This window comes from Massilia sp. Masssp94 (assembly GCF_059491305.1).
Map to the genome: position 1 here is coordinate 853755 of NZ_CP168501.1, position 22318 is coordinate 876072.

Annotated in this window: 18 protein-coding genes and 2 pseudogenes; 16 read left to right on the forward strand and 4 right to left on the reverse strand. The window is 68.4% G+C overall.

Translation table 11 applies throughout. The features are described from left to right. The first annotated feature begins 7 nt into the window (after positions 1 to 7). Positions 8 to 958, forward strand: a complete 951-nt coding sequence (locus tag ACEN9G_RS03645) for an MBL fold metallo-hydrolase (RefSeq protein ID WP_413341984.1) — start codon at positions 8 to 10, stop codon at positions 956 to 958. A 91-nt stretch (positions 959 to 1049) separates the two neighbouring features. On the opposite strand, the gene ACEN9G_RS03650 is transcribed toward ACEN9G_RS03645, so the two are convergent. Next, positions 1050 to 3533, reverse strand: a complete 2484-nt coding sequence (locus ACEN9G_RS03650; protein ID WP_483127697.1) for a hybrid sensor histidine kinase/response regulator — start codon at positions 3531 to 3533, stop codon at positions 1050 to 1052. Positions 3534 to 3606: 73 nt separating this feature from the next. Continuing rightward, on the reverse strand, positions 3607 to 4185 hold the full coding sequence (gene orn / locus ACEN9G_RS03655; RefSeq protein ID WP_371771557.1) for an oligoribonuclease: 579 nt from the start codon (positions 4183 to 4185) through the stop codon (positions 3607 to 3609). A 152-nt stretch (positions 4186 to 4337) separates the two neighbouring features. On the opposite strand from orn, the gene ACEN9G_RS03660 reads away from it, so the two are divergent. From ACEN9G_RS03660 to ACEN9G_RS03680, 5 genes are all read left to right on the forward strand, one after another. Further along, positions 4338 to 5603: a M48 family metallopeptidase gene (locus ACEN9G_RS03660; protein ID WP_413342947.1), complete on the forward strand. Its 1266-nt coding sequence runs from the start codon at positions 4338 to 4340 to the stop codon at positions 5601 to 5603. Further along, the gene (locus tag ACEN9G_RS03665) at positions 5600 to 5932 is read left to right on the forward strand and encodes a 4a-hydroxytetrahydrobiopterin dehydratase (protein WP_413342949.1); all 333 of its coding nucleotides are present in this window, start codon (positions 5600 to 5602) and stop codon (positions 5930 to 5932) included. The genes ACEN9G_RS03660 and ACEN9G_RS03665 overlap by 4 nt, the downstream gene beginning before the upstream one ends. Further along, on the forward strand, positions 5929 to 6825 hold the full coding sequence (rsgA, locus tag ACEN9G_RS03670) for a ribosome small subunit-dependent GTPase A (RefSeq protein ID WP_413342951.1): 897 nt from the start codon (positions 5929 to 5931) through the stop codon (positions 6823 to 6825). Before ACEN9G_RS03665 ends, rsgA begins: the two co-directional genes overlap by 4 nt. A gap of 90 nt (positions 6826 to 6915) precedes the next feature. Further along, positions 6916 to 7848: an ornithine carbamoyltransferase gene (gene argF, locus ACEN9G_RS03675; RefSeq protein WP_413342953.1), complete on the forward strand. Its 933-nt coding sequence runs from the start codon at positions 6916 to 6918 to the stop codon at positions 7846 to 7848. A gap of 92 nt (positions 7849 to 7940) precedes the next feature. Next, positions 7941 to 9173, forward strand: coding sequence for an argininosuccinate synthase (locus ACEN9G_RS03680; RefSeq protein WP_413342954.1), 1233 nt, complete (start codon positions 7941 to 7943; stop codon positions 9171 to 9173). 294 nt (positions 9174 to 9467) lie between these two features. Here the strand turns inward: ACEN9G_RS03680 and ACEN9G_RS03685 are convergent, their stop codons facing one another. Then, complete coding sequence (locus ACEN9G_RS03685; RefSeq protein WP_495605525.1) at positions 9468 to 11774, reverse strand: catecholate siderophore receptor Fiu; 2307 nt, start codon at positions 11772 to 11774, stop codon at positions 9468 to 9470. 177 nt (positions 11775 to 11951) lie between these two features. Between ACEN9G_RS03685 and ACEN9G_RS03690 the strand changes: the two genes are divergently transcribed. The 9 genes and pseudogenes from ACEN9G_RS03690 (at position 11952) to ACEN9G_RS03730 (ending at position 20683) form a co-directional block, all read left to right on the forward strand. Then, positions 11952 to 12266, forward strand: coding sequence for a YkgJ family cysteine cluster protein (locus tag ACEN9G_RS03690; RefSeq protein ID WP_413345079.1), 315 nt, complete (start codon positions 11952 to 11954; stop codon positions 12264 to 12266). Positions 12267 to 12357: 91 nt separating this feature from the next. Then, on the forward strand, positions 12358 to 14163 hold the full coding sequence (locus ACEN9G_RS03695; RefSeq protein WP_413345081.1) for a methyl-accepting chemotaxis protein: 1806 nt from the start codon (positions 12358 to 12360) through the stop codon (positions 14161 to 14163). Then, a complete protein-coding gene (locus ACEN9G_RS03700) occupies positions 14160 to 14603 on the forward strand; it encodes a chemotaxis protein CheW (protein ID WP_483127699.1) in 444 nt (147 codons plus the stop codon). The genes ACEN9G_RS03695 and ACEN9G_RS03700 overlap by 4 nt, the downstream gene beginning before the upstream one ends. 77 nt (positions 14604 to 14680) lie before the next feature. Next, positions 14681 to 15226 (forward strand): annotated as a pseudogene (locus ACEN9G_RS03705) (CheR family methyltransferase); the annotation flags it as partial. 68 nt (positions 15227 to 15294) lie between these two features. Then, a complete protein-coding gene (locus ACEN9G_RS03710) occupies positions 15295 to 15765 on the forward strand; it encodes a tetratricopeptide repeat protein (protein WP_495605548.1) in 471 nt (156 codons plus the stop codon). Further along, the gene (locus ACEN9G_RS03715; RefSeq protein ID WP_483127701.1) at positions 15762 to 16442 is read left to right on the forward strand and encodes a chemotaxis protein CheW; all 681 of its coding nucleotides are present in this window, start codon (positions 15762 to 15764) and stop codon (positions 16440 to 16442) included. The genes ACEN9G_RS03710 and ACEN9G_RS03715 overlap by 4 nt, the downstream gene beginning before the upstream one ends. Continuing rightward, on the forward strand, positions 16439 to 18643 hold the full coding sequence (locus ACEN9G_RS03720) for a hybrid sensor histidine kinase/response regulator (RefSeq protein ID WP_495605549.1): 2205 nt from the start codon (positions 16439 to 16441) through the stop codon (positions 18641 to 18643). The genes ACEN9G_RS03715 and ACEN9G_RS03720 overlap by 4 nt, the downstream gene beginning before the upstream one ends. After that, positions 18640 to 19630 (forward strand): annotated as a pseudogene (cheB, locus tag ACEN9G_RS03725) (chemotaxis-specific protein-glutamate methyltransferase CheB). Before ACEN9G_RS03720 ends, cheB begins: the two are co-directional and overlap by 4 nt. A gap of 42 nt (positions 19631 to 19672) precedes the next feature. Continuing rightward, positions 19673 to 20683: a diguanylate cyclase gene (locus tag ACEN9G_RS03730; RefSeq protein WP_413345460.1), complete on the forward strand. Its 1011-nt coding sequence runs from the start codon at positions 19673 to 19675 to the stop codon at positions 20681 to 20683. 3 nt (positions 20684 to 20686) lie between these two features. On the opposite strand, the gene murB is transcribed toward ACEN9G_RS03730, so the two are convergent. Next, positions 20687 to 21712: a UDP-N-acetylmuramate dehydrogenase gene (murB, locus tag ACEN9G_RS03735; RefSeq protein ID WP_483127704.1), complete on the reverse strand. Its 1026-nt coding sequence runs from the start codon at positions 21710 to 21712 to the stop codon at positions 20687 to 20689. 76 nt (positions 21713 to 21788) lie between these two features. Here murB and ACEN9G_RS03740 point away from each other — a divergent pair, with 76 nt between their 5' ends. Then, the gene (locus tag ACEN9G_RS03740; RefSeq protein WP_413343151.1) at positions 21789 to 22274 is read left to right on the forward strand and encodes a YajQ family cyclic di-GMP-binding protein; all 486 of its coding nucleotides are present in this window, start codon (positions 21789 to 21791) and stop codon (positions 22272 to 22274) included. Positions 22275 to 22318 lie beyond the last annotated feature (44 nt).

Genomic DNA, 22318 nt, shown 5'->3' on the forward strand with positions numbered 1-22318 from the left:
TAAGAACATGATCAAAGCACTCAAGCACACCCTGCTCGCCGCCACCCTCGCCGCAGCCACCGTCGGCGCCCAGGCCGCCGCACCGATGGTCAAGACCCCGGCCCCCGGTTTCTTCCGCGTGATGCTGGGCGACGTCGAAATCACGCCGATCAGCGACGGCACCTTCGACTTGCCGATGGACCAGTTCATTCACCAGAAGCCGGAACTGACGCGCGCCGCCATCACGAAGAACTTCCTGAAGCTGCCCGTCGAGACCTCGGACAACGCCTTCCTGATCAACACCGGCAGCAAGCTGGTGCTGGTCGACACGGGCGCCGGCGCGCTGTTCGGCCCGACCGTCGGCAAGTTCGTCAACAACCTGAAGGCGGCAGGCTACCGCCCGGAGCAGATCGACGAAATCTACATCACCCACATGCACGGCGACCACGTCGGCGGCCTCGTCAACAATGGCCAGCGCGTGTTCCCGAACGCCGTCGTGCGCGCCGGCAAGGCCGATGCCGACTACTGGCTGAGCCAGGCGAACATGGACAAGGCCCCGGCCGACAAGAAGGATTTCTTCAAGGGTGCGATGGCGTCGATCAACCCGTACATCCAGGCCGGCAAGTTCAAGCCCATCGAGAAGGATGGCGAACTGGTCCCGGGCGTCTCCGCCCAGGCCGAGCATGGCCATACGCCCGGCCACACCGTGTACGCTGTCGAAAGCCGTGGCCAGAAGCTCGTGCTGATCGGCGACCTGATCCACCTGGCGTCCGTCCAGTTCGACAATCCGCAGGTGACGATCGCGTTCGACAGCGACGAGAAGGCGGCCGCAACGGCACGCAAGAAAGTGTTCGACGACGCGGCCAGGAACGGCTGGCTCGTGGGCGGCGCGCACCTGCAGTTCCCGGGTCTGGGTCATCTCCAGACGCAGGGCAAGGGATATCGCTGGGTGCCCGTCAACTACACCCAGATGCGCTGAACCGTCGTCCCTGCGAAGGCAGGGGCCCAAGTTTTACGTGCAGTGACCGCGCTCGCGAAGTGAGTCCCCGCCTGCGCGGGGACGATGTTGGTTAAGTTTCAATCCGCGCCAGCAGCGCGGCCAGCTCGTCCATGTCGACGGGCTTCACGAAGTGGTGATCAAAGCCCGCCTCGAACGCCGCGCGGCGGTCCTGTTCCTGGCCATATCCCGTGACGGCCACCAGCACGATGGCCCCCGTCTGTGCATCCGCGCGCAGGCGGCGGGCCAGTTCGTTGCCGTCCATGTCCGGTAAACCGATGTCCAGCAGCGCCACGTCCGGCCGCTGGTGCCGCGCCCGCTCCAGCGCGCGGTGCGAATCGTGTTCGACGTCGACCAGGTAGCCGCACGCTTCCAGCAGCATGCCCAGCGTGGCCGCCGCGTCGACGTTGTCGTCGACCACCAGCACGCGCAGCGGACGCCGCGTACCGTCCACTGTCCCGCCTGCGCCGGCACCGTCAGCGGCCGGCGCCAGGCGCGCCACCCCTTCCATCAGCGGCAGCGCCACCTCGAAGGTACTGCCCTGCCCCAGCCCCGGACTCGTGCAGGCGACGGTACCACCATGCAGCTCGACGAGGTTCTTGACGAGCGCCAGGCCGAGACCCAGCCCGCCCTGCGCGCGGTCGACCGAGCGCTCGCCCTGCGTGAACAGGTCGAACACGTGTCCCGTGAGCTCCGGTTCCATGCCGATGCCTTCGTCGTGCACCGTCAGCAGCAACCGGCCGCGCGCATCGTCGACCGTGGCCGCGACGTCGATGCGGCGGTCTTCCTGCGTGTACTTGGACGCGTTGTTCAGGAGGTTGGCGAGCACCTGCACGAGACGCGGCTTGTCGCCCAGCACCAGGGCATCCGGGTCGCCGATGCCGACGGCAAGGTGCTGGCGACGCGCCTCGAACATGGGGCGCACCTGCTCGATGGCCTCGTCGACGATGGCGCGGGCCGCCACGGGCGCGCGCGCGAGCGTGACGAGGCCGCGCGTGACGCGCGAGACGTCGAGCAGGTCGTCCACGAGACTCGTCATGTGGCGCACCTGGCGGCCGATGATGGCGCTGCTCTGGCGCACGCGGGCTTCGTCCAGGCGGCCGATGCGCAGCAGGTCGGCGGCCGCGCTGATCGGCGCCAGCGGATTGCGCAGTTCGTGCGCCAGCATTGCGAGGAATTCATCCTTGCGCCGGTCGGCGGCGCGCAGCTTGTCCTCGGCGGCCTTGCGCTCCGTGATGTCGCGGAAGAACGAGACGAGGCCGCCATCGGGCGTCGGATAGGCGCGTACTTCGCACCAGATCTCGACGCCGTCCGGCATGCGCTGGCGGTACTCGGCGGTACCGGCCACGCGGTCGCGCATCACGCGGCGGTACATGCGCCCCGCGTCGCTGTCGATCGCTTCCGGCCACACGTCCCAGTGGTTGCGGCCGATGAACCCGGCCGGATCCATGTGCGCGATGCGCAGCCCGGCGGGATTCATCTGCAGGACGGTCCAGTCGCGGTCGAGCAGCATGCAGCCTTCCGCGATCGTGTCGAGGATCGTGCGGCCGCGGTCGCGCTCCGCGCGCAGGGTGCCCTGCACGCGCGCCAGGTCGACGGCGGCCCGGATGCGCTCGGCCGTGCCGCGGGCCAGCGCCACCTCGGCGTCGGTCCACGGGTGCGGCCGGTCGAGGCCCAGCACCAGGAACGCCTGCAGCCGCCCGCTCTTGCGCAGCGGGACGGCGAGGCAGGCCTGGATGTCCAGCGCGAGATAGGTGCCCTGGCGCGCGGCCGCGCGCGGGTCGGTGCGCACGTCGGCCAGCCGCACGATCTCGCCGGCGCGGCCCGCGTGCGCGAGGCCGGGGCCGAAGGCGTCGATGGAAAACGCGTGCCCGGCCACGCTGGCGAGGCCGGGCCGGTGCCAGTCGCGCGCGACGGCCAGCGTATCGAGTGCCTCGTCGACTTCGCCGTACAGCACGCGCGCCATGCCCAGCTCCAGTCCCAGCAGCGTGCAGCCGGTGCGGATGGCTTCGTCGGCGGACGCCAGCGGGCGCAGCGCGTCGGCCACCGTCAGTTCGAACGCGGCGCGGCGCTCCGCCTGCACGCGGTTCGTCGTCTCGATGACGGTGCAATACAGGCCCGCCACGCGGCCGTGGCCGTCGTGCAGCGGCGAATACGAGAACGTGAACCATGTCTGCTCGCGGAATCCATGACGCTCCATTGTGAGCGGCAGGTCTTCGAAATACGCGGACTTGTTGGACAGCGCGCGATCGACGAGCGGCACGAGGTCGGGCCAGATCTCGGCCCAGACATGCTGGAACGGCGCGTCGAACGCGGCGGGGTGCTTGGCGCCGAGGATCGTGGCGTAGGCGTCGTTGTACAGGAAGCGCAGGTCCGCGCCCCAGGCGAGGAACATCGGGAACGCGGAGCTGACCGTCATCGACACGGCGGTCGCCAGTTCGGGCGGCCAGTCTTCCGGCGGCCCGAGCGGCGACGTGCTCCAGTCGTGCTCCTGCAGGAGACGCCGGACTTCGCTCTCTCCGCCGAGACCGGCAGTGGTACGCAGAATGTCAGCCATGGCCGATTCTCGCATACCTGGCGGCGGGGCCCATGCACGATTGCAACTTCGTGTCCGAGCCCACCCGAGGGATTTACAGTTTGATGAAATGCTCGCGGTAGTAGCGCAGCTCTTCGATCGACTCGATGATGTCGGCCAGTGCCGTGTGCTTCTGCGCCTTCTTGAAACCGGACGCCAGCTCCGGCTTCCAGCGGCGGCACAGTTCCTTCAAGGTGGACACGTCCAGGTTGCGGTAGTGGAAGAACGCTTCCAGCTTCGGCATGCCGCGCGCCATGAAGCGGCGGTCCTGGCAGATCGAGTTGCCGCACATCGGCGATTTATTGGCCGGCACCCACTGCCTCAGGAAGGCGATCAGCTGTTCCTCGGCCTGGGCTTCGTCGATGGTCGACGCCTTGACGCGGTCGATCAGGCCCGAGCGGCCGTGCGTGCCCTTGTTCCAGTTGTCCATCTTGTCCAGCGTCGCATCGCTCTGGTGGACGGCGATCACGGGGCCCTCGGCCAGCACGTTCAGGTTGGCGTCCGTGACGACGGCGGCCACTTCGATGATACGGTCGTTGTCCGGGTCCAGGCCGGTCATCTCCATGTCGATCCAGACGAGGTTGAATTCGTTCGGGCGCGGGGTGGATACTTCGGTGGGGTTGGCTTGTGACATAATTCTCTCTTCGCTTAAAAGCTTTTTAATCAGTCGGGGTCAGAGCATTAATTTGGCGAGGTCAGAGCACAATCGTGAAAACCGTGCTCTGACCCCGCAAGCCAAAATTCGTGCTCTGACCCCGAAAAACAGGATTTTCTCACAGGCATAGAATGCTTTCATCCGCGTTTTCGGTTTTGTTCGTCGTCTTTCTCCTGCTCACGCTCGGCCTGAGGTACTGGCTGGCGCGCCGCCACATCCGTCACGTGCTGGCGCACCGCGCGCAGGTGCCGGCCGAATTCGCCGCCAGGATTCCCCTGTCCGCCCACCAGAAGGCCGCCGACTACACGGTCGCCAAGACCCGCTTCGGGCTGTGGGCCGCGCTGTGGAACACGCTCGTGCTGACCGGTTTTACCCTGCTGGGCGGCCTGCAGGCGCTGTCGACGGCGCTTCTGCACGCGCTTGGCCCCGGTATGGTGCACCAGATTCTGCTGATCGTCGCGTTCGCCGTCGTCTCCGGTGCGCTCGACCTGCCGTTCTCGTACTACCGCCAGTTCGTTCTGGAAGAGCGCTTCGGCTTCAACAAAATGACGGTCGGGCTGTGGATCGCCGATGCCGTCAAGGGCGGCCTCGTCGGCGCCGTCATCGGCCTGCCGCTGCTGTGGGTCGTCCTCACCCTGATGGACAAGACGGGCGCCCTGTGGTGGCTGTACGCCTGGCTCGTGTGGAGCGGCTTCCAGCTGCTGATGATGGTGTTGTACCCGACCGTCATCGCGCCGATCTTCAACAAATTCACGCCGCTCACGGACGACAAGCTGAAGGAGCGCATCGAAGGCCTCATGACGCGCGTCGGCTTCGCGGCCAAGGGCCTGTTCGTGATGGACGGCAGCAAGCGCTCCGCGCACGGCAACGCTTATTTCTCCGGCTTCGGTTCGAATAAACGCATCGTGTTCTTCGACACCCTGCTGTCGCGCCTGGCCCCGGAAGAGATCGAGGCCGTGCTGGCGCACGAGCTGGGCCACTTCAAGCTGAAGCACATCATCAAGCGCATCGGCGTGCTGTTCGCACTGTCGCTCGCGTTCCTCGCCCTGCTCGGCTGGCTCAAGACGCAGGTGTGGTTCTACACGGGCCTGGGCGTGCTGCCGCTGCTGGGCCAGTCGAACGATGCGATGGCCCTGCTGCTGTTCTCCCTCGTGCTGCCCGTGTTCACGTTCCCGTTCTCGCCACTGACGTCGATCACGTCGCGCAAGCACGAATTCGAGGCGGACGCGTTCGCCGCGAGCCACAGCGATGCGCGCGACCTCGTGTCGGCCCTCGTCAAGATGTACGAGGACAATGCCTCCACGCTGACGCCGGACCCGATCCACTCCGCGTTCTACGATTCGCACCCGCCGGCCTCGGTGCGCATCCGTCACCTGCGCCTGGCGGGGGTCGCATGAGCCTGATCGACCGCCACTGCGTGCACGATGCGCCCGCGCTCGACGACGCGACGATCCAGTCCTTGTTGACCGAGGTGCCGGACTGGCGCATCGATGGTAACCGTCTTCAACGCGAATTCGTGTTCCGCGACTTCCACGAGACGATGGAATTCGTGAACGCCCTCGCCTTCATGATCCACCGCGAAGACCACCACCCGGACCTCACCGTCGGCTATCGCCGCTGCACGGCGTCGTGGACGACGCATTCGGCCGGCAACCGCCTGTCCGACAACGATTTCATCTGCGCAGCCAGGGCGGACGCGCTGTACACGGGACGGGCTGGCGCATGAGCAAGCATGAATTTACAGGGACGATCGTCGCCGCGCACGGCCGCCATTACCTCGCCGACGTCGACGGCGAATTCCTCCAGTGCGTCACGCGCGGGAAAAAGACCAACGTGGCGGTGGGCGACATCGTCCACCTGAAGCGCACGTCGAACGACCAGGCCGTGATCGAAAAGATCGCCGAGCGCACGACCTTGCTGTACCGCTCCGACCAGTACAAGAGCAAGCTGCTGGCGGCGAACATCACGCGCCTGTTCATCGTCATCGCGACGGAACCGGGCTTCGCCGACGACCTCGTGTCGCGCGCCCTCGTCGCCTGCGAGGCGGCCGGCGTGGACGCCCACCTCATCCTGAACAAGGTCGACCTCGAGCCCAACCTCGCCCGCGCGCGCGAACGCGCGAGCCTGTACACGCGCCTCGGCTACCCGCTGCACGAAGTGTCGGCGAAGACGCATCCCGACGACACGGTCGCGGCATTGACGCCGCTGCTGCAGGACCAGTCTTCCATCCTGATCGGCCAGTCCGGCATGGGCAAGTCGTCGATCGTGAACCTGCTCGTGCCGGACGCCGACATCGCCGTGCGCGAAATCTCGGAAGCGCTGGACACCGGCAAGCACACGACGACTTTTACGCGCCTGTACAAGTTGCCGGCCGGCGGCACCCTGATCGACTCCCCGGGCTTCCAGGAATTCGGCCTGTACCACCTGACGGAAGGCATGCTGGAACGGGCGTTCGTCGAGTTCAAGCCCTACCTGGGCGGCTGCAAGTACTACAACTGCCGCCACCTGGCGGAACCGCAGTGCGCGGTGCTGCAGGCGGTCGCGGACGGCAAGATCGCGAAGCTGCGCCACGAGCTGTACGCGCAGCTGCTGCACGAGTCCGCGCAGACGTTGTACTGACAACTTTTCCGCTTGGCTCCAAATGCAATTTCCCGGAAAGCAAGCAAAAACGCTTATAATCCAAGAGATTATCGTATCTCAGGCACAAAAATGGCTGGCACGACTCCCACCAACATCAAGCATTTCCTGCAGTTCTCCGACTTCACCCGCGACGAGTTCGAGTACCTGATCGAGCGCGCGACCGTCATCAAGCGCAAGTTCAAGAACTACGAGATCTACCACCCGCTCGTCGACCGCACGCTGGTCATGGTGTTCGAAAAGAATTCCACGCGCACGCGCCTGTCGTTCGAAGCGGGCATGCACCAACTGGGCGGCGCCGCGATCTACCTGAACACGCGCGACAGCCAGCTGGGCCGCGGCGAGCCCGTCGAGGACGCCGGCCAGGTCATGTCGCGCATGTGCGACATCATCATGGTCCGCACGTTTGGCCAGGACATCATCGAGCGCTTCGCGGCCAACTCGCGCGTGCCGGTCATCAACGGTCTCACGAACGAACACCATCCGTGCCAGGTGCTGGCCGACATCTTCACGTACTACGAGCACCGCGGCTCCATCGTCGGCAAGACGGTGGCGTGGATCGGCGACGCCAACAACATGCTGTATTCCTGGCTGCAGGCGGCGGAAGTGTTCGGCTTCCACCTGAACGTGTCCACGCCGAAGGGCTACGACATCGATCCGCAGCTGGTCTCCACGAAGAACTACACCTTCTTCGAGAACCCGTCCGACGCCTGCGCCGGCGCGCACCTCGTCAACACGGACGTGTGGACGAGCATGGGCTACGAAAAGGAAAACGCCGAGCGCCTGAAGGCATTCGACGGCTTCATCGTCGACGAAGCGAAGATGGCGCGCGCGAGCGGCGACGCGCTGTTCATGCACTGCCTGCCCGCGCACCGCGGCGAGGAAGTGTCGGCCGGCGTCATCGACGGTCCGCAATCCGTCGTCTGGGACGAGGCCGAGAACCGCCTGCACGTGCAGAAGGCGCTGATCGAATACCTGCTGCTGGGCCGCATCGAAGATAAATAATCGCACGACCACGACCATTGAGCCTGATCGTCGGCCCGCTGAGGGCCGGCTGACCATCATCCCCCTCCACATCTGACACCACTGGAATCTCCATGAGCGACATTAACAAAGTAGTCCTCGCCTACTCGGGCGGCCTCGATACCTCCGTCATCCTGAAATGGCTGCAGGATAACTACAAATGCGAAATCGTCACCTTCACCGCCGACCTGGGCCAGGGTGAAGAGCTGGAACCCGCGCGCGCCAAGGCGCTGAAGTTCGGCATCAAGCCGGAAAACATCTACATCGACGACGTGCGCGAAGAATTCGTGCGCGACTTCGTGTTCCCGATGTTCCGCGCCAACACCGTCTACGAAGGCGAATACCTGCTGGGCACGTCGATCGCGCGTCCGCTGATCGCCAAGCGCCTGATCGAAATCGCCAACGAAACCGGCGCCGACGCCGTGTCGCACGGCGCGACCGGCAAGGGCAACGACCAGGTGCGCTTCGAGCTGGGCGCGTACGCGCTGAAGCCGGACGTCAAGATCATCGCCCCGTGGCGCGAGTGGGACCTGCTGTCGCGTGAAAAGCTGCTGAAGTATGCGGAAGACGCCGGCATCGAGATCGACATGAAGCACAAGAACGGCGGCGCGCCGTACTCGATGGACGCCAACCTGCTGCACATCTCGTTCGAAGGCCGCCACCTGGAGAACCCGAGCGCGGAAGCCGAGGAATCGATGTGGCGCTGGACCGTGTCGCCGGAAGCGGCACCGGACCGGGCGGAATACCTGGACATCGAATTCCAGAACGGCGACATCGTGGCCCTGAACGGCAAGCAGCTGACCCCGGCCGCCGTGCTGACGGAACTGAACCGCCTGGGCGGCAAGCACGGCATCGGCCGCCTGGACCTGGTGGAAAACCGCTACGTCGGCATGAAGTCGCGCGGCTGCTACGAAACCCCGGGCGGCACGATCATGCTGAAGGCGCACCGCGCCATCGAATCGATCACGCTGGACCGCGAAGTGGCGCACCTGAAGGACGACCTGATGCCGCGCTATGCGTCGCTGATCTATAACGGCTACTGGTGGGCACCGGAACGCGTCGCGCTGCAGACGCTGATCGACCACACGCAAAAGAGCGTGAACGGCTGGGTGCGCGTCAAGCTGTACAAGGGCAACGTGATCGTCGTCGCGCGCGATTCGAAGACGGATTCGCTGTTCGACCAGACCATCGCCACGTTCGACGAAGACGGCGGCGCGTACAACCAGGCGGATGCGGGCGGTTTCATCAAGCTGAACGCGCTGCGCATGCGGATCGCGGCGAACGCGCGCAAGAAACGCGGCCAGTAATTTTTGAAGGTCGAGTAAAAGCCGCCGGTCTGCGAGGACCGGCGGCTTTTTCATGCACGTACCCTCAAGACCGTCGCCCCTGCGGAGGCAGGGGCCCAAGTTGCACGCGTTTCGGCAGCGCGTAAAAATTGGGTCCCCGCCTCCGCGGGGACGACGGCTGGGTAATAAAAAAAGCCGTCCTCCCGCTCACGCGAAAGGACGGCAAAGGGAGGCGCACCGCTTGATCCCCGCCCCACCCCGCATTGCCCCCACGGCTGCGGCGTACGGCGGAAGCGGCCAGCGCCGGCTCACAACTCAGAAATGGAAGTTGGCGCTCAAGCTCGCCCAGCGCGGCGCGCCCGGCGTGTAGCGGTAGCCGCTCTTGTTGATCGAGGCGACGTATTCCTTGTCGAACAGGTTGTAGACGTTCAGGCGCAGGTCCAGCCAGCGGTTGACCTGGTAGTCCGCGACGGCATCCGCCACCCAGTAGCTGTCCGCGTACGCCGGCGTGCCGACCGCGCCGTCCGTCCCGCGCAGCAGCTTGCCCTGGTAGCGCACGCCGCCGCCGAGCGTCAGGCCGTGCGGCAGTTTGTACGTCGTCCAGCTCGTGAAGGCCTGCTTCGGCGTGTACGACAGCGCGTTGGCGCCGCTCGCCGTGACGATCTTGCCCGCCTCGATGCTCGTGTCCATGTACGTGTAGCCCGCGTTGATCGACCAGGCGCGCGTGATCTCGCCCGTCACGGCCAGCTCGACGCCCTGCACGCGTTTCTTACCGGTCTGGTAGTACTTGAGGTCGACGGGATCCTGCTCGACCTCGTTCTTCACGTCCGTGCGGTACAGCGCCGCGTTCAGCCCGAGGCGGCGGTCGAACACTTCCCACTTGGCGCCCAGCTCCGTCGTCGTGCTGACCTGCGGGTCATAGATCGGGTTCGCCGCGCTGTTCGCATTGCCCGAGAGCGCCAGGTTCGAGCCCGGTGGGTTCTTCGAGCTGGCCCACAGCGCGTACACGCTGCTGTTCGCCGTCGGCTTGTACAGCGCGGACACCTTGCCGCTCACGAGGTTGTCCGACAGTTCGATATGCGTCGGCACGGGCGTGCCCACGGGGAGCGCCGGGGCCGACGTGGCCGTCGACAGCGCGATGGCGTCATACGTCGTATCGAAGTGGTCGAGACGGGCGGACGCGTTGAAGATCCATTGGTCGCCCAGCTTGATCGTATCGAGCAGATAGCCGGATTCCGTCGCGGATTCCCCCCGCGTGCGGGCGCCGCTCGGCTGCAGGTTCAGGCCCGCGATCGGCAGCGCCGGGTCGGGGTGGTACAGGTTCGCCGGCGCCAGCGTGCCGCCGCCCACGTAGCTGCGGTTCGACTGCTTCTCGCTCGACAGGTCCAGGCCCGCGACGAGCGTGTGGCGCAAGGTGCCCGTGTCGAAATCGGCCGTCAGCGTCGTCTGGTTGGCGAGCACCGTGTTTTCCTGGTCCTTGACCGTGCGGATCGTGCGCGCCAGCGACCACGTGGACGGGTCCGTGGCGCCCGGCGCGATGACGTTCGCCGCCGAACCCATGAAGGCGCTCAGCAGGTAGAACTGCTTCGTCTTGCCGTAGCGGCTCGTGTTCTTCAGGCGCATGCCATTGCGGAACTCGTGCTCGATGATGGCCGTCGCCATGTCGGCCGTCACCTTGTCGTAGTCGGACAGCGCGCCGTAGAAATTCTGCGGATCGACGGGCGCGGCGCCGGTGAGGAAAGGCCGCGTCGCGTCCGGGCTCCGGTAGCCCGGCAGGCCGATGGTCGGCACGCCGCCGTCCGGGCGGTTGTCCTGCTTCACGTGCAGGTAGTCGAGGTAGACGTGGGTCGGGCCGTGCAGCCCGAACGCGAGCGACGGCGCGATGGCCCAGCGCTTGTCGCGCACTTCGTCGCGTGCCGGATTGCCGGCGCGCTGGTCGAGGACGTTCAGGCGGAACGCGATGCCGGACTCGCGGTCGATGACGCGGTTGATGTCGGCGGTGCCGCGCACGCGGTCGGCGCTGCCCACCGTGAGGCTGGCGTCGCCGGCGTTCTTCAGCGTCGGCTGCTTCGTGTTCAGGTTGATGGAACCGGTGGGCGCGCCGCGGCCCGTGTCGGTGCCGGCCGGGCCTTTCAGCACGTCGATCTGCTCGATGTTGAAGACGTCGCGCGAGATCGAGCCGATATCGCGGATGCCGTCGACGAACAGGCTGCCGGACGTATCGAAGCCGCGCATGTAGACCGCGTCGCCCGTGTTCGTGCTGCCGTTCTCGCCGAGGAAGAACGTGCCCACGCCGGGCGTGTTGCGCAACGCCTCCGTCAGCGTGGTCGCGCCCTGCTGCTCGAACAGCTCCTTCTTGATGACGATGACGGTCTGCGGGGTGTCCACCAGCTTTTCCGTGTACTTGGCCGATTGTGCATGCTCGGCCTTGTAGTCGTTCTCGCGCGCCCCGTTGACGTGGACGCGGTGCGGGCGGCCGGCGCCGGCGTCCGCATCGGCGGCGGCGTCAAGATCGGGCGCCGCGTGGCCGGCGAGCGGCAGCACGAGCATGGCCAGCGCGGCGCCCGCGCGGCGCGGCGTGGAAGGAGACAGATGCTTACGGCTGGTGATCGAGGTTCTCATCGTGGTCGTTGAATGTTGTTTTTGAATGTTTGTCGGAACGCCACGAACTGTATCAAGTTTTAACGGATAAGTAAACGCGAATCATTCTCATTTGTGTTAACAATGCAGATTTCACTCTTTTCAGCGGGACGCCGGCGCGCTACCATCGCGTCTTCGTTTTCCGCCCACGAAGCGCGCATGAGCGACACCAGCGAGAACCCATGCCTGTCGTGCGGCGCCTGCTGCATGACCTACCGCGTGTCCTTCTACTGGGCCGACGCCGACGCGCGCGGCCTGCCGTCCGCGCTCACGGAACAGGTGAACGCGCATTTCTCGTGCATGGCCGGTACGAATGCGAAAGCGCCCCGGTGCGCCGCCCTGCGGGGCGAGCCCGACGGCAGGTACGCGTGCAGCGTGTACGAACAGCGGCCCGAGCCCTGCCGCGAAGTCCAGATCGGCGACGCCAAATGCCTGCAGGCACGCGCGCGCCACGCCCTGCCCGCCCTGGCCTGAACGGGCAATCCCCGGATTGGTGCACGCGGAGCCCCTTGCCTCCGGGCAGAAATGTTACATTCACCATGTCTTCACGCCATTTGGAGCGCGCATGTTTCACAACTTGAGCATCAGGAACAAACTGGTCGCCGGCTTCGGCGCGATCGTCGCGATCATCCTGAGCCTGCTCATCCTCGCCTATGACAATTTCGCACGGCTGTCCGATGCCAATCTGTGGAACCGCCACACCCTCGAGGTGCTGCGCGAACTCGACACCATCGCGACGTCGGTGCTGCAGATCCAGTCGTCCACGCGCGGCTACCTGTTGACGGGCAACGAGAACCTGGTGACGCCGATCCGCAACGAATACGCGACGGCGCGCGCGCACGTGAAGCGCGCGCAGGCGATCACCACCGACAACGCCCAGCAGCAGGACCGCCTGCGCCGCCTGGACACGCTGCTCGTCACGTGGATGGACCAGGTGGTCACCCCGCAGATCGAACGGCGCCGGACCGCCGGCGCGGCCGTGACGGCGCAGACCGAGGCCGGGGTACTGGCCGGCACGGGTTCCGTGGCCAGCGTGCGCGAGGTGCTGGACGACGTCGAAGCCGAGGAAAACCGCCTGCTGGTCCAGCGCCAGAAGGACACCGACGAACTGCGCCAGACCATGAAGACGCTGCTGACCGGGGGCGCCGTCATCTGCGTGGTGCTGGCGGTCCTCATTTCGACGCTGCTCGTGCGCGCCGTCTCGCGGCCGCTGCACAGCCTGATGAGTGCCGCCGGCCAGATCGCCGGCGGCGTGCACGGCGCCCGCGCCGAGGTGCTGTCGCGCGACGACCTGGGCCAGGTGGCACTGGAATTCAACCGCATGGCCCAGGCCATCGAAGACAGCCAGGCGAAGGAACTGGCGGCCACGAACGAACTGCGCGCCAAGGTCGACATGCTGCTGGACGTCGTCTCGCGCGCCGCCCGCGGCGACCTGACCGGCACCGTCACGATCGCCGGCAGCGACGCGATCGGCCGCCTGGGCGAAGGCCTGGGCACGATGCTGGGCAGCCTGCGCACCCTGGTCAGCAACGTGCAGCGCGCGGGCATCCAGGTGACCACGTCGGCCACGCAGATCGCCGCGTCCGCGCGCCAGCAGGAGGCGACCGGGATCGAGCAGGCGCAGACGAGCGTCGAGGTGCTGTCCACCACGCGCGAGATCTCGGCCAACACGTCGCAGCTGCTGCGCACGATGGAAGAAGCGGGCGAAGTCGCCGACTACACGACGGCCGCCACCGCGGAGGCGCAGGACAACCTGAAGCGCATGGACCAGTCGATGCAGCAGATGGTCGCGGCCACCGACGCCATCACCGCCAAGCTCGCGACCCTGTCGGAAAAGGCCAGCAACATCAACAGCGTGCTGACCACGATCACCAAGGTCGCGGACCAGACCAACATCCTGTCGCTGAACGCCGCGATCGAGGCCGAGAAGGCCGGCGAGGCGGGCCGCGGCTTCGCCGTCGTCGCCGCCGAGATCCGGCGCCTGGCCGACCAGACGTCCGTGTCCACGTGGGACATCGAGCAGATGCTGAAGGAGATGCAGTCCGCCGTGTCGGCCAGCGTCATGGGCATGGACAAGTTTACCGAGGACATCCGCCGCAGCGTGGGCGAGGCGCGCCATGTGGCCGAGCAGCTGTCCGGCATGACGGAGCAGGTGCGCAAGCTGGCGCCCCGCTTCGACCTCGTGCTGCAGGGGATGCAGTCGCAGGCCGTGGGCGCGTCGCAGATCACGGCGACGATGACGCAGCTGTCCGACGCCAGCCAGCAGACCGTCGACTCGCTGAAGGCGACGAGCGAGGCCGTGCACCAGTTGCAGTACGCCGCCACCGACCTGCAGCAGTCCGTCGCCACGTTCTCGGTCAATACTGCATGAAGGCGATGGTGTTCCACATCGGCCGCGAACGCTACGCCTTGCCGCTGGCGAGCGTGCTGCGCGTGCTGCCGGCGGCGCGCCTGAAGGCGCTGCCGGGCGCGCCGCATTTCGTGCCCGGCCTGCTGGACCTGCACGGCGCGGCGATCCCCGTGATCGACCTCTCGCGCCTGGCCGGCACGCCGCCGGACGCCGTGCGCTACGACACCCGCATCCTGCTCGTCGAGATCATTGCTGCCGGGCGCCGGCGCCGCCTGGGTTTGAAGGCCGAGCGCGTGATCGGCGTGGCGGCCCTCGACGGCGAACTGGCCGACGCGGGCGTCGCGAGCGCGCCGTGGCTCGGCCAGGTCGCGCCCGGCGCCGATGGCATGCTGCAGCTGCTCGCCCCGGACCGCCTGCTCGCGCCCGAGGTCGAGGCCCTGCTGTTCGGAGAGGGCCCGTGAATCTCACGCTGCGCCTGCGCGCCGCCACGGATCTCGACCTGGGCGTCGCCACGGTCGAACGGGCCGTGCGCGAGCGCATGCGCGCCGTGGGTGCCGGCATCGACTACGATCCGCAGCCGGGCACGCCCGAATTCGACGCGCTCGTCGATCTCGTCGTCGTGCCGGAGTCCTGGATCCTGCGCGACCCCGCCGTGTTCGAGACCGCGCTGCGCTTCGTGCAGACGCGCCTCCTGACGCGGCCCGGGCGGCAGGTCCGCGTGCTGTCGCTGCCCTGCGCCGGCGGCGAGGAACCGTATTCGCTCGCGATGCTGCTGGCGCACGCGGGCATCGAACCCGAACACTGCCGCATCGACGCGTTCGACCTGTCGCGCGCCGCGATCGCCCGCGCCCGCGCCGGCAGGTACACCCGCAACGCGTTCCGCGGCGACGACCAGGGCCTGCGCGCGCGCTTCTTCACGGAGGACGGCGACGAGCAGGTGATCGGCGCGGCACCGCGCGCCTACGTCGCCTTCGTCCAGGCGAACCTGTTCGACGTCGACCCGGCCGTCACGGGCACCTACGACCTCGTGTTCTGCCGCAACCTGCTGATCTACTTCGACCTGCCCACGCAGCAGCGGGCGGCCGCGCGCCTCGCCGCGCTGCTGGCCGACGACGGCCTGCTGCTGGCCGGTTATGCCGAGGCGCCCGCGCTGTGCCGCGCCGGCTTCGCGCCGCGCACGCCGCACGACACGTTCGCGTTGGGCAAGCATGGCCGGCGCGCGGCCGACGTCCTGCGCGCGCCGCCCGCCCCGCCGCGCGCCCGGCACCACGTCCGTCCGCGCCCCCGCCGCCACCGCCCCCGCGCGACCTGCTGGCCGAAGCGAAGGCCCACGCCGACGCCGGCCGGCTGGCGCACGCGGAAGACGCGTGCCGCGCGCTGCTCGCCGTGCGCGCGGACGATGCCGAAGCGTGGTTCCTGCTCGGGCTCACGGCCGAATGCACGGGCCGGCCGCAGGGTGCGCAAGACTGCTGGCGGCGCTGCGTCTACCTCGATCCCGACCACTACGAAGCCTTGTGCGGGCTGGCCCTGCTCGCCGAACAGCGTGGCGACCTCGCCCAGGGTACGAGCCTGCGCGAGCGCGCCGCGCGCGTGCATGCGCGGCGCGGGAGGCAGCACGCATGAAGCACCTGCCGGTCCGCGCGCGGGACGAGGAGGCCTGCTGGCGCCACATCGGCGTCGCGGGCGACCGCAGCTGCCCCGAGCTGGCAACCCATGTCCATTGCCGCAACTGCCCCGTGTACGCGGGCGCCGCCCAGCACAACCTGCAGCGTCCCGTCGACGCCGACTACCGCGATGCCTGGGCGCGCGAGCTGGCCCGCCCCGAACCGCCGCCGGCGCGCACGGACGCCGCCGCGCTGGCATTCCGCGTCGGCCGCGAGTGGCTGGCCGTGGCGATGGCCCTCGCCGTCGAAGTCGCCCCGCCGGCGCCCCCGCACCGCCTGCCGCACCGCAGCCGCGGCGCCCTGCTCGGCATCGTCAACGTCGGCGGCCGCCTGCTGCCGGCCGTGTCGCTCGCGCGCCTGCTGAACGTGGACACGGACGACGTCCCGCCGCCGCCGGGCCGCCACGCGTTCGCGCGCCTGCTCGTGCTGGCCCTCGGCCCGCACCGCTACGCGCTGCCGGTCGACGAAGTCCATGGCGTGGTGCGCCACGCGCAGGACGCCATGCGCCCGCCCGCCGCCAACGTCGGCCGCGCACCACCCGGCCTCGTCGCCGGCGTGATCGCCGCCGGCGCCATCGAAGCCGGCCTGCTCGACACGGCCCGCCTGCGCATCGAACTGGAGGCGCTGCTGCGATGAGCGCGGAGAATGAAGACCTGAGCGGCTACTCGATGCTGGACCTGTTCCGCATGGAGACGCGCGAGCAGATGCGCGTGCTGACGGAAGGCCTGCTGCTGCTCGAACAGGGCGCGGTCGACGCGGCCCGGCTGGAATCGATGATGCGCGCGGCGCATTCGGTCAAGGGCGCGGCCGCGATCGTCGGCCTGGAGCCGGCCGTGCGCCTCGCGCATGCGATGGAAGACGTGCTGGTCGCGGCGCAGGAAGGCCGGGCCCAGCTCGACGCGAGCGGCGTGGACGTGCTGCTGGGCGCCGTCGACGTGCTGCAGCAGCTGGCGGAAGCCGATGGCGCCAACGCCCCGCGCGGCAACCGTATCGCGGCCACGGTCGCGGCACTGGGCGCCCTGCACGGCCAGGGCAAGGCGGCACCCGCCGCCGCCCCGCCGCCGGCGCAGGTACCCACACCAGTGGCCCCGCCCTCCCCGCAAGCGGGCAGCGACGAGCTGCTCACGCTGGCCGGCCAGGCACGCCTGCACGCGGGCCAGCTGCGGCCGTGGATCGCCGGGCTGCAGCGCTACAAGCGCCACCAGCGCGCCGTCTACGAGGCGCTGGGCGACCTGCAGGACGCGATCCGCGCGACGGGCGACGCGCGCCTGGCCGAACTGGCGCAGCGCGTGGCCGACCGCGCCGCGCCGCTGCGCGACACCCTGCACCGCACGATCGAGGGCGCCGAGCATTACGAACGGCAGGCGCTGACCGTCTCCACGCGCCTCGCCGACGAGGTACTGGCGCTGCGCATGTGTCCTTTCGCGGAAGGCGTGCACGCGCTGCCGCGCATGGTGCGCGACCTCGCGCGGGGCCTCGGCAAGGACGTGCGCGTGGAAATCGCGGGCGCGGACACGCTCGTCGACCGCGCCGTGCTGGCGCGCATGGAAGGACCGCTGCACCAACTGCTGCGCAACGCCGTCGACCACGGCATGGAGCTGCCGGCCGAGCGCACGGCCGCCGGCAAGCCCGCCCACGGGACGATCCGCCTGGAAGCGCGCCACCGCGGCGGCATGCTGGCGCTGGCCGTCGCGGACGACGGCCGCGGCGTCGATCCGGAGCGCATCCGCGCGGCCGCCGTGCGCCGCCAGGTGGCCGCGCCCGCGTTCGCGGCCGCGCTGTCCCAGGCGGAGCTGATGGAATTCCTGTTCCTGCCCGGCTTTTCGCTGAAGGAGAGCGCGAATGAACTGTCCGGGCGCGGCGTGGGCCTGGACGTCGTGCGCGACGCCGTGCAAGGCCTGAACGGCACCGTGCGCGCGGAATCGGCGCCGGGCGCGGGCTTTACCACCGTGGTCACCCTGCCGCTCACGCAATCGATCGTGCGCGCCCTCGTCGTCGACGTCGCCGGCGAGGCTTACGCGCTGCCCATCGCGCGCGTCGAAGGCGTGCGCCGTGTGCCGGCCGGCGCCGTGCGTACCCTGCACGGCCGCCAGTACGTCGACGCGCCGGACGGCAGCGGACAGCTGGGCCTCGTCGCCGCCAGCCAGGTGCTGGAGCTGGGCGAAGCCGTGGCGGGAGTCGACCTCGTGCTGGTCGCGATCGGGACGGGGCGCGAGCGCTACGGCCTCGTCGTGGATGCCGTGCGCGGGGAACAGAGCCTGACCGTGCAGCCGCTCGAGCCGACGTTCGGCAAGCTGCGCGACATCGCGGCCGCCGCCCTGCTCGACGACGGCACGCCGGTGCTGATCCTCGACGTGCCCGACGTGCTGCACTCGATCGCGCGCCTGCTGGACGACGGCGCCGCGCTGCGCCTGGGATTCGCCGCGGAAGAGTCCCCGGCCGGCCGCGCCCGAAGGGTGCTCGTGGTGGACGATTCGCTCACGGTGCGCGAGATGCAGCGCAAGCTGCTGGCCGCGCGCGGCTACCACGTGGACGTGGCGCTGGATGGCCTGGACGGCTGGAACCAGTTGCGCGGGACCGACTACGACCTCGTGATCACGGACATCGACATGCCGCGCCTGGACGGCATCGGCCTCACGGAACGCATCCGGCGCGACCCGCGCCTGGCGCGCCTGCCGGTGATGATCGTGTCGTACAAGGACCGTCCGGAAGATCGCGCGCGCGGCCTGGAGGCCGGTGCCGATTATTATCTGGCCAAGGGCGCGTTCCACGACGCCACGTTGCTGGATGCCGTGCGCGACCTGGTCGGCGGCGCCCACGGAGACAGGACGCCATGAGGATAGGCATCGCCAACGACAGTGCCACCGCTTCCGAAGCACTGCGCCGCGCACTGGCGATCGGCGGCGAGCACCAGGTCGCGTGGGTGGCGCGCACGGGCGCCGACGCCGTGCGCCTGTGCCGCGACCTGCCGCCCGACCTCGTGCTGATGGACCTCGCCATGCCGGTGCTGGATGGCGTCGAGGCCACCCGCCGCATCATGCGCGAGGCGCCGTGCGCGATCCTCGTCGTCACGGCCGCGCCCCAGGACAACGTGGGCCAGGTGTTCCGCGCGCTGGGCGCCGGCGCCCTGGACGTGACGGCGACGCCCGTGCTGCTCGGCCGCCGGGGCGGCCCTGCTCGCGAAGATCCGCACCATGGCGAAGCTGATCGCGGGGGCGCCGGTGCCCATCGGCAGCGCGACCGCCCCGGCGCCGGCCGCGCCCTCCGGTTCACCGGTGGCGCGCCTGGTCGCCATCGGCGCCTCCACGGGCGGGCCGATCGCGCTGGCGCGGTTGCTGGCACGGTGGCGCCCGCCGGCGGACACGGCCGTCGTCGTCGTGCAGCACATCGATCCCGCCTTCGCCGGCCAGCTGGCGCGCTGGCTGGGCGAGCAGGCCGGCGTGCCCGTGCGCGCCATCGCGGGCGGCGAGCCGGTCGAAGGCGGCATCGCGCAGGTGGCGGCCAGCGACGACCACCTGCGCCTCACGCCCGAACGCCGCCTCGTCTACGATGCCCATCCGCGCGACGAGGTCTACCGGCCGTCGGTCGACGTGTTCTTCCACTCGGTGGCGCGGTACTGGAGCCGGAACGCCACCGGCGTCCTGCTCACCGGCATGGGTCGCGACGGCGCCGCGGGCCTGCTCGCCATGCGCCAGGCCGGCCAGGCGACGATCGCGCAGGACGAAGCCAGCTGCGCCGTGTATGGCATGCCGCGCGCGGCGGCCGAACTGGGCGCCGCGGAGAAAATTTTGCCGCTCAACAATATCCCTATCGCATTAGGGTAAAATGATGACCGACATTCATTTCAGTCCCGCCAACGATTCCCGATGTCCGCAGTCAGCCACTTCCAGGGCCGCGAACGAGACGACGCCGACTACAAGGTGCGCGTCCTGCTCGTCGACGACCAACTCATCATGATCGAAGCCGTCCGCCGCATGCTGGCGCGCCACGACGACATCGAATTCCAGTTCGTCACCGACGCGCGCGCGGCGCATGCGGCCGCGCTGCGGCACCGGCCGACCGTGATCTTGCAGGACCTCGTCATGCAGGGCGCCGACGGCTTCCAGCTGATCCGGGCGTACCAGGAAGACGAGGCGCTGCGCGACATTCCGGTGGTCGTGCTGTCCACGCGCGACGAAGCGAAGCTGAAGGCGCACGCGTTTGCCATCGGCGCGCACGACTACCTCGTCAAGCTGCCCGACCAGCTGGAACTGGTGGCCCGCATCCGCCACCATTCCGCCGGCTACATCAGCGGCCTGCAGCGCGACGCCGCCTACCGGTCCCTGAGCGCGAGCCAGGAGAACCTGGCACGCGTCAACGAGGAACTGCGCCGCCTGGCCGCGCTGGACGGCCTCACGGGCATCGCCAACCGCCGCCGTTTCGACGAAGCCGTCCACGTCGAATGGCAGCGCGGACGGCGCCAGCAATTGCCGCTGGCGCTGCTGCTGTGCGACGTCGATCATTTCAAGCTGTACAACGACCACCTGGGCCATCCGGCCGGCGACCTGTGCCTCAAGAAGGTGGCCGCCGTGCTGACCGGCCAGTTGAAGCGCCCGGCCGACCTGGCGGCGCGCTATGGCGGCGAGGAATTCGCGCTGCTGCTGCCGGACACCGACGTCGCCGGCGCGCTGCGCGTGGGCGAGGCATGCCGCGCGGGACTCCAACAGCTGGCGCTGCCGCATCCGGGGGCGCCGTGCGGGTATGTCACGATGTCGATGGGCGTGGCCTGCATCGTGCCGGGCGAGGACGACGGCCCGGACGACTTCATCGCGCGGGCCGATGCCGCGCTGTACGACGCCAAGCGCAGCGGCCGCAACCGGGTGTCCGCGGCCGGGTGAGCCTTACACCAGCACGGGTTCCGGCTCGAGCCGCACGCCGAAGCGCGCCTCGACGTCGGCCTGGATCGCGCGTGCCAGCGCCATGATCTCGTGCCCCGTCGCGTCGCCATTGTTGACCAGCACGAGCGCCTGCTTCGGATAGACGCCCGCGCGTCCCAGGTTTTTTCCCTTCCAGCCGCAACGGTCGATCAGCCAGCCCGCGGCCAGCTTTTCGCTGCCGTCCGGCTGGGCGTGGTGCACGAGGTCCGGCCACGTGGCCAGCAGGCGCACGCAGTGCTCGCGCGGCACGACCGGATTCTTGAAGAAGCTGCCCGCGTTGCCGATCTCGGCCGGATCGGGCAGCTTGCGGCGCCGGATCGCGATCACGGCATCCGCCACCGCGCGCGCGGTCGGCGCGGCGATGTCCCGCACCGCCTGCGCGAGTTCCGCATAACGCAGGTTCGGCGTCCACGCGCGCGGCAGTGCGAACGTCACGTCCAGCACGACGAGCGTGCTGCCTTCGGCGTGCTTGAACACGCTGTCGCGGTAGCCGAAGCGGCAGGCGGCCGCGTCCATGGTGCGGATCGAACCGTCCGCGAAGTCGAACACGGTCAGCGAGTGAAAACAGTCCTTGACCTCGGCACCGTACGCGCCGATGTTCTGGATCGGCGACGCGCCGACCGTGCCCGGGATCAGCGCCATGTTCTCCAGGCCGCCGAGGCCCTGCGCGATCGTCCATTCCACGAACGCATGCCAGTTCTCGCCCGCTTGCGCACGCACGAGGATGGCGTCGGCCGTCGCGCCGACGATCTCCCTGCCTTCCAGCCCCATGTGCAGCACGAGGGCATCGACCTCGTCGCGCGCGATCAGGAGGTTGCTGCCGCCGCCGAGCACGAGGCGCGGCAGCGCGGCCAGTTGCGCATCGGCGGCGATGGCCTGCAGCTGGGCCGGATCGGTCACGCGCAGGTAGCGCCGGGCGCGCGCGGGAATGCGGAACGTGTTGAAAGGGGCGAGGGAAACGTCGGTGGACAGGGGCAGGTCGGCTGGCATGGCTGGGGCGGGTAGTGTTTGGCGCATTATAGTGGTTACAATATCGCCATTCATTACTGTGCAAGGAAAAAACAAGATGCCATCGTTTGATGTGGTCTGCGAAGCAGACATGGTCGAAGTCAAGAACGCCGTCGAGCAATCCAACAAGGAAATCGGCACCCGCTTCGACTTCAAGGGCAGCTCGGCCAAGGTCGAGCAGAAGGAACGCGAGATCACCGTGTTCGGCGATTCCGACTTCCAGCTCGGCCAGGTGCGCGACGTGCTGTTGAACAAGATGACCAAGCGTAAGGTCGACGTGCGCTTCCTCGACGAAGGCAAGGTCGAGAAGATCGGCGGCGACAAGGTCAAGCAGGTCCTCAAGGTGCGCAACGGCATCGAGACGGAAGACGCGAAGAAGATCACCAAGCTCATCAAGGAAAGCAAGATGAAGTTGCAAGCCTCGATCCAGGGTGAAACCGTGCGCGTCACCGGCAAGGATCGCGATACGCTGCAGGAAGCGATCGCGCTGCTGCGCAAGGACGTGAAGGATCTGCCGCTGGAATTCAACAACTTCCGCGACTGAACGTTTCCTGCCCGCTCCGCACGACCGTGCGGCAAATGGAGCTC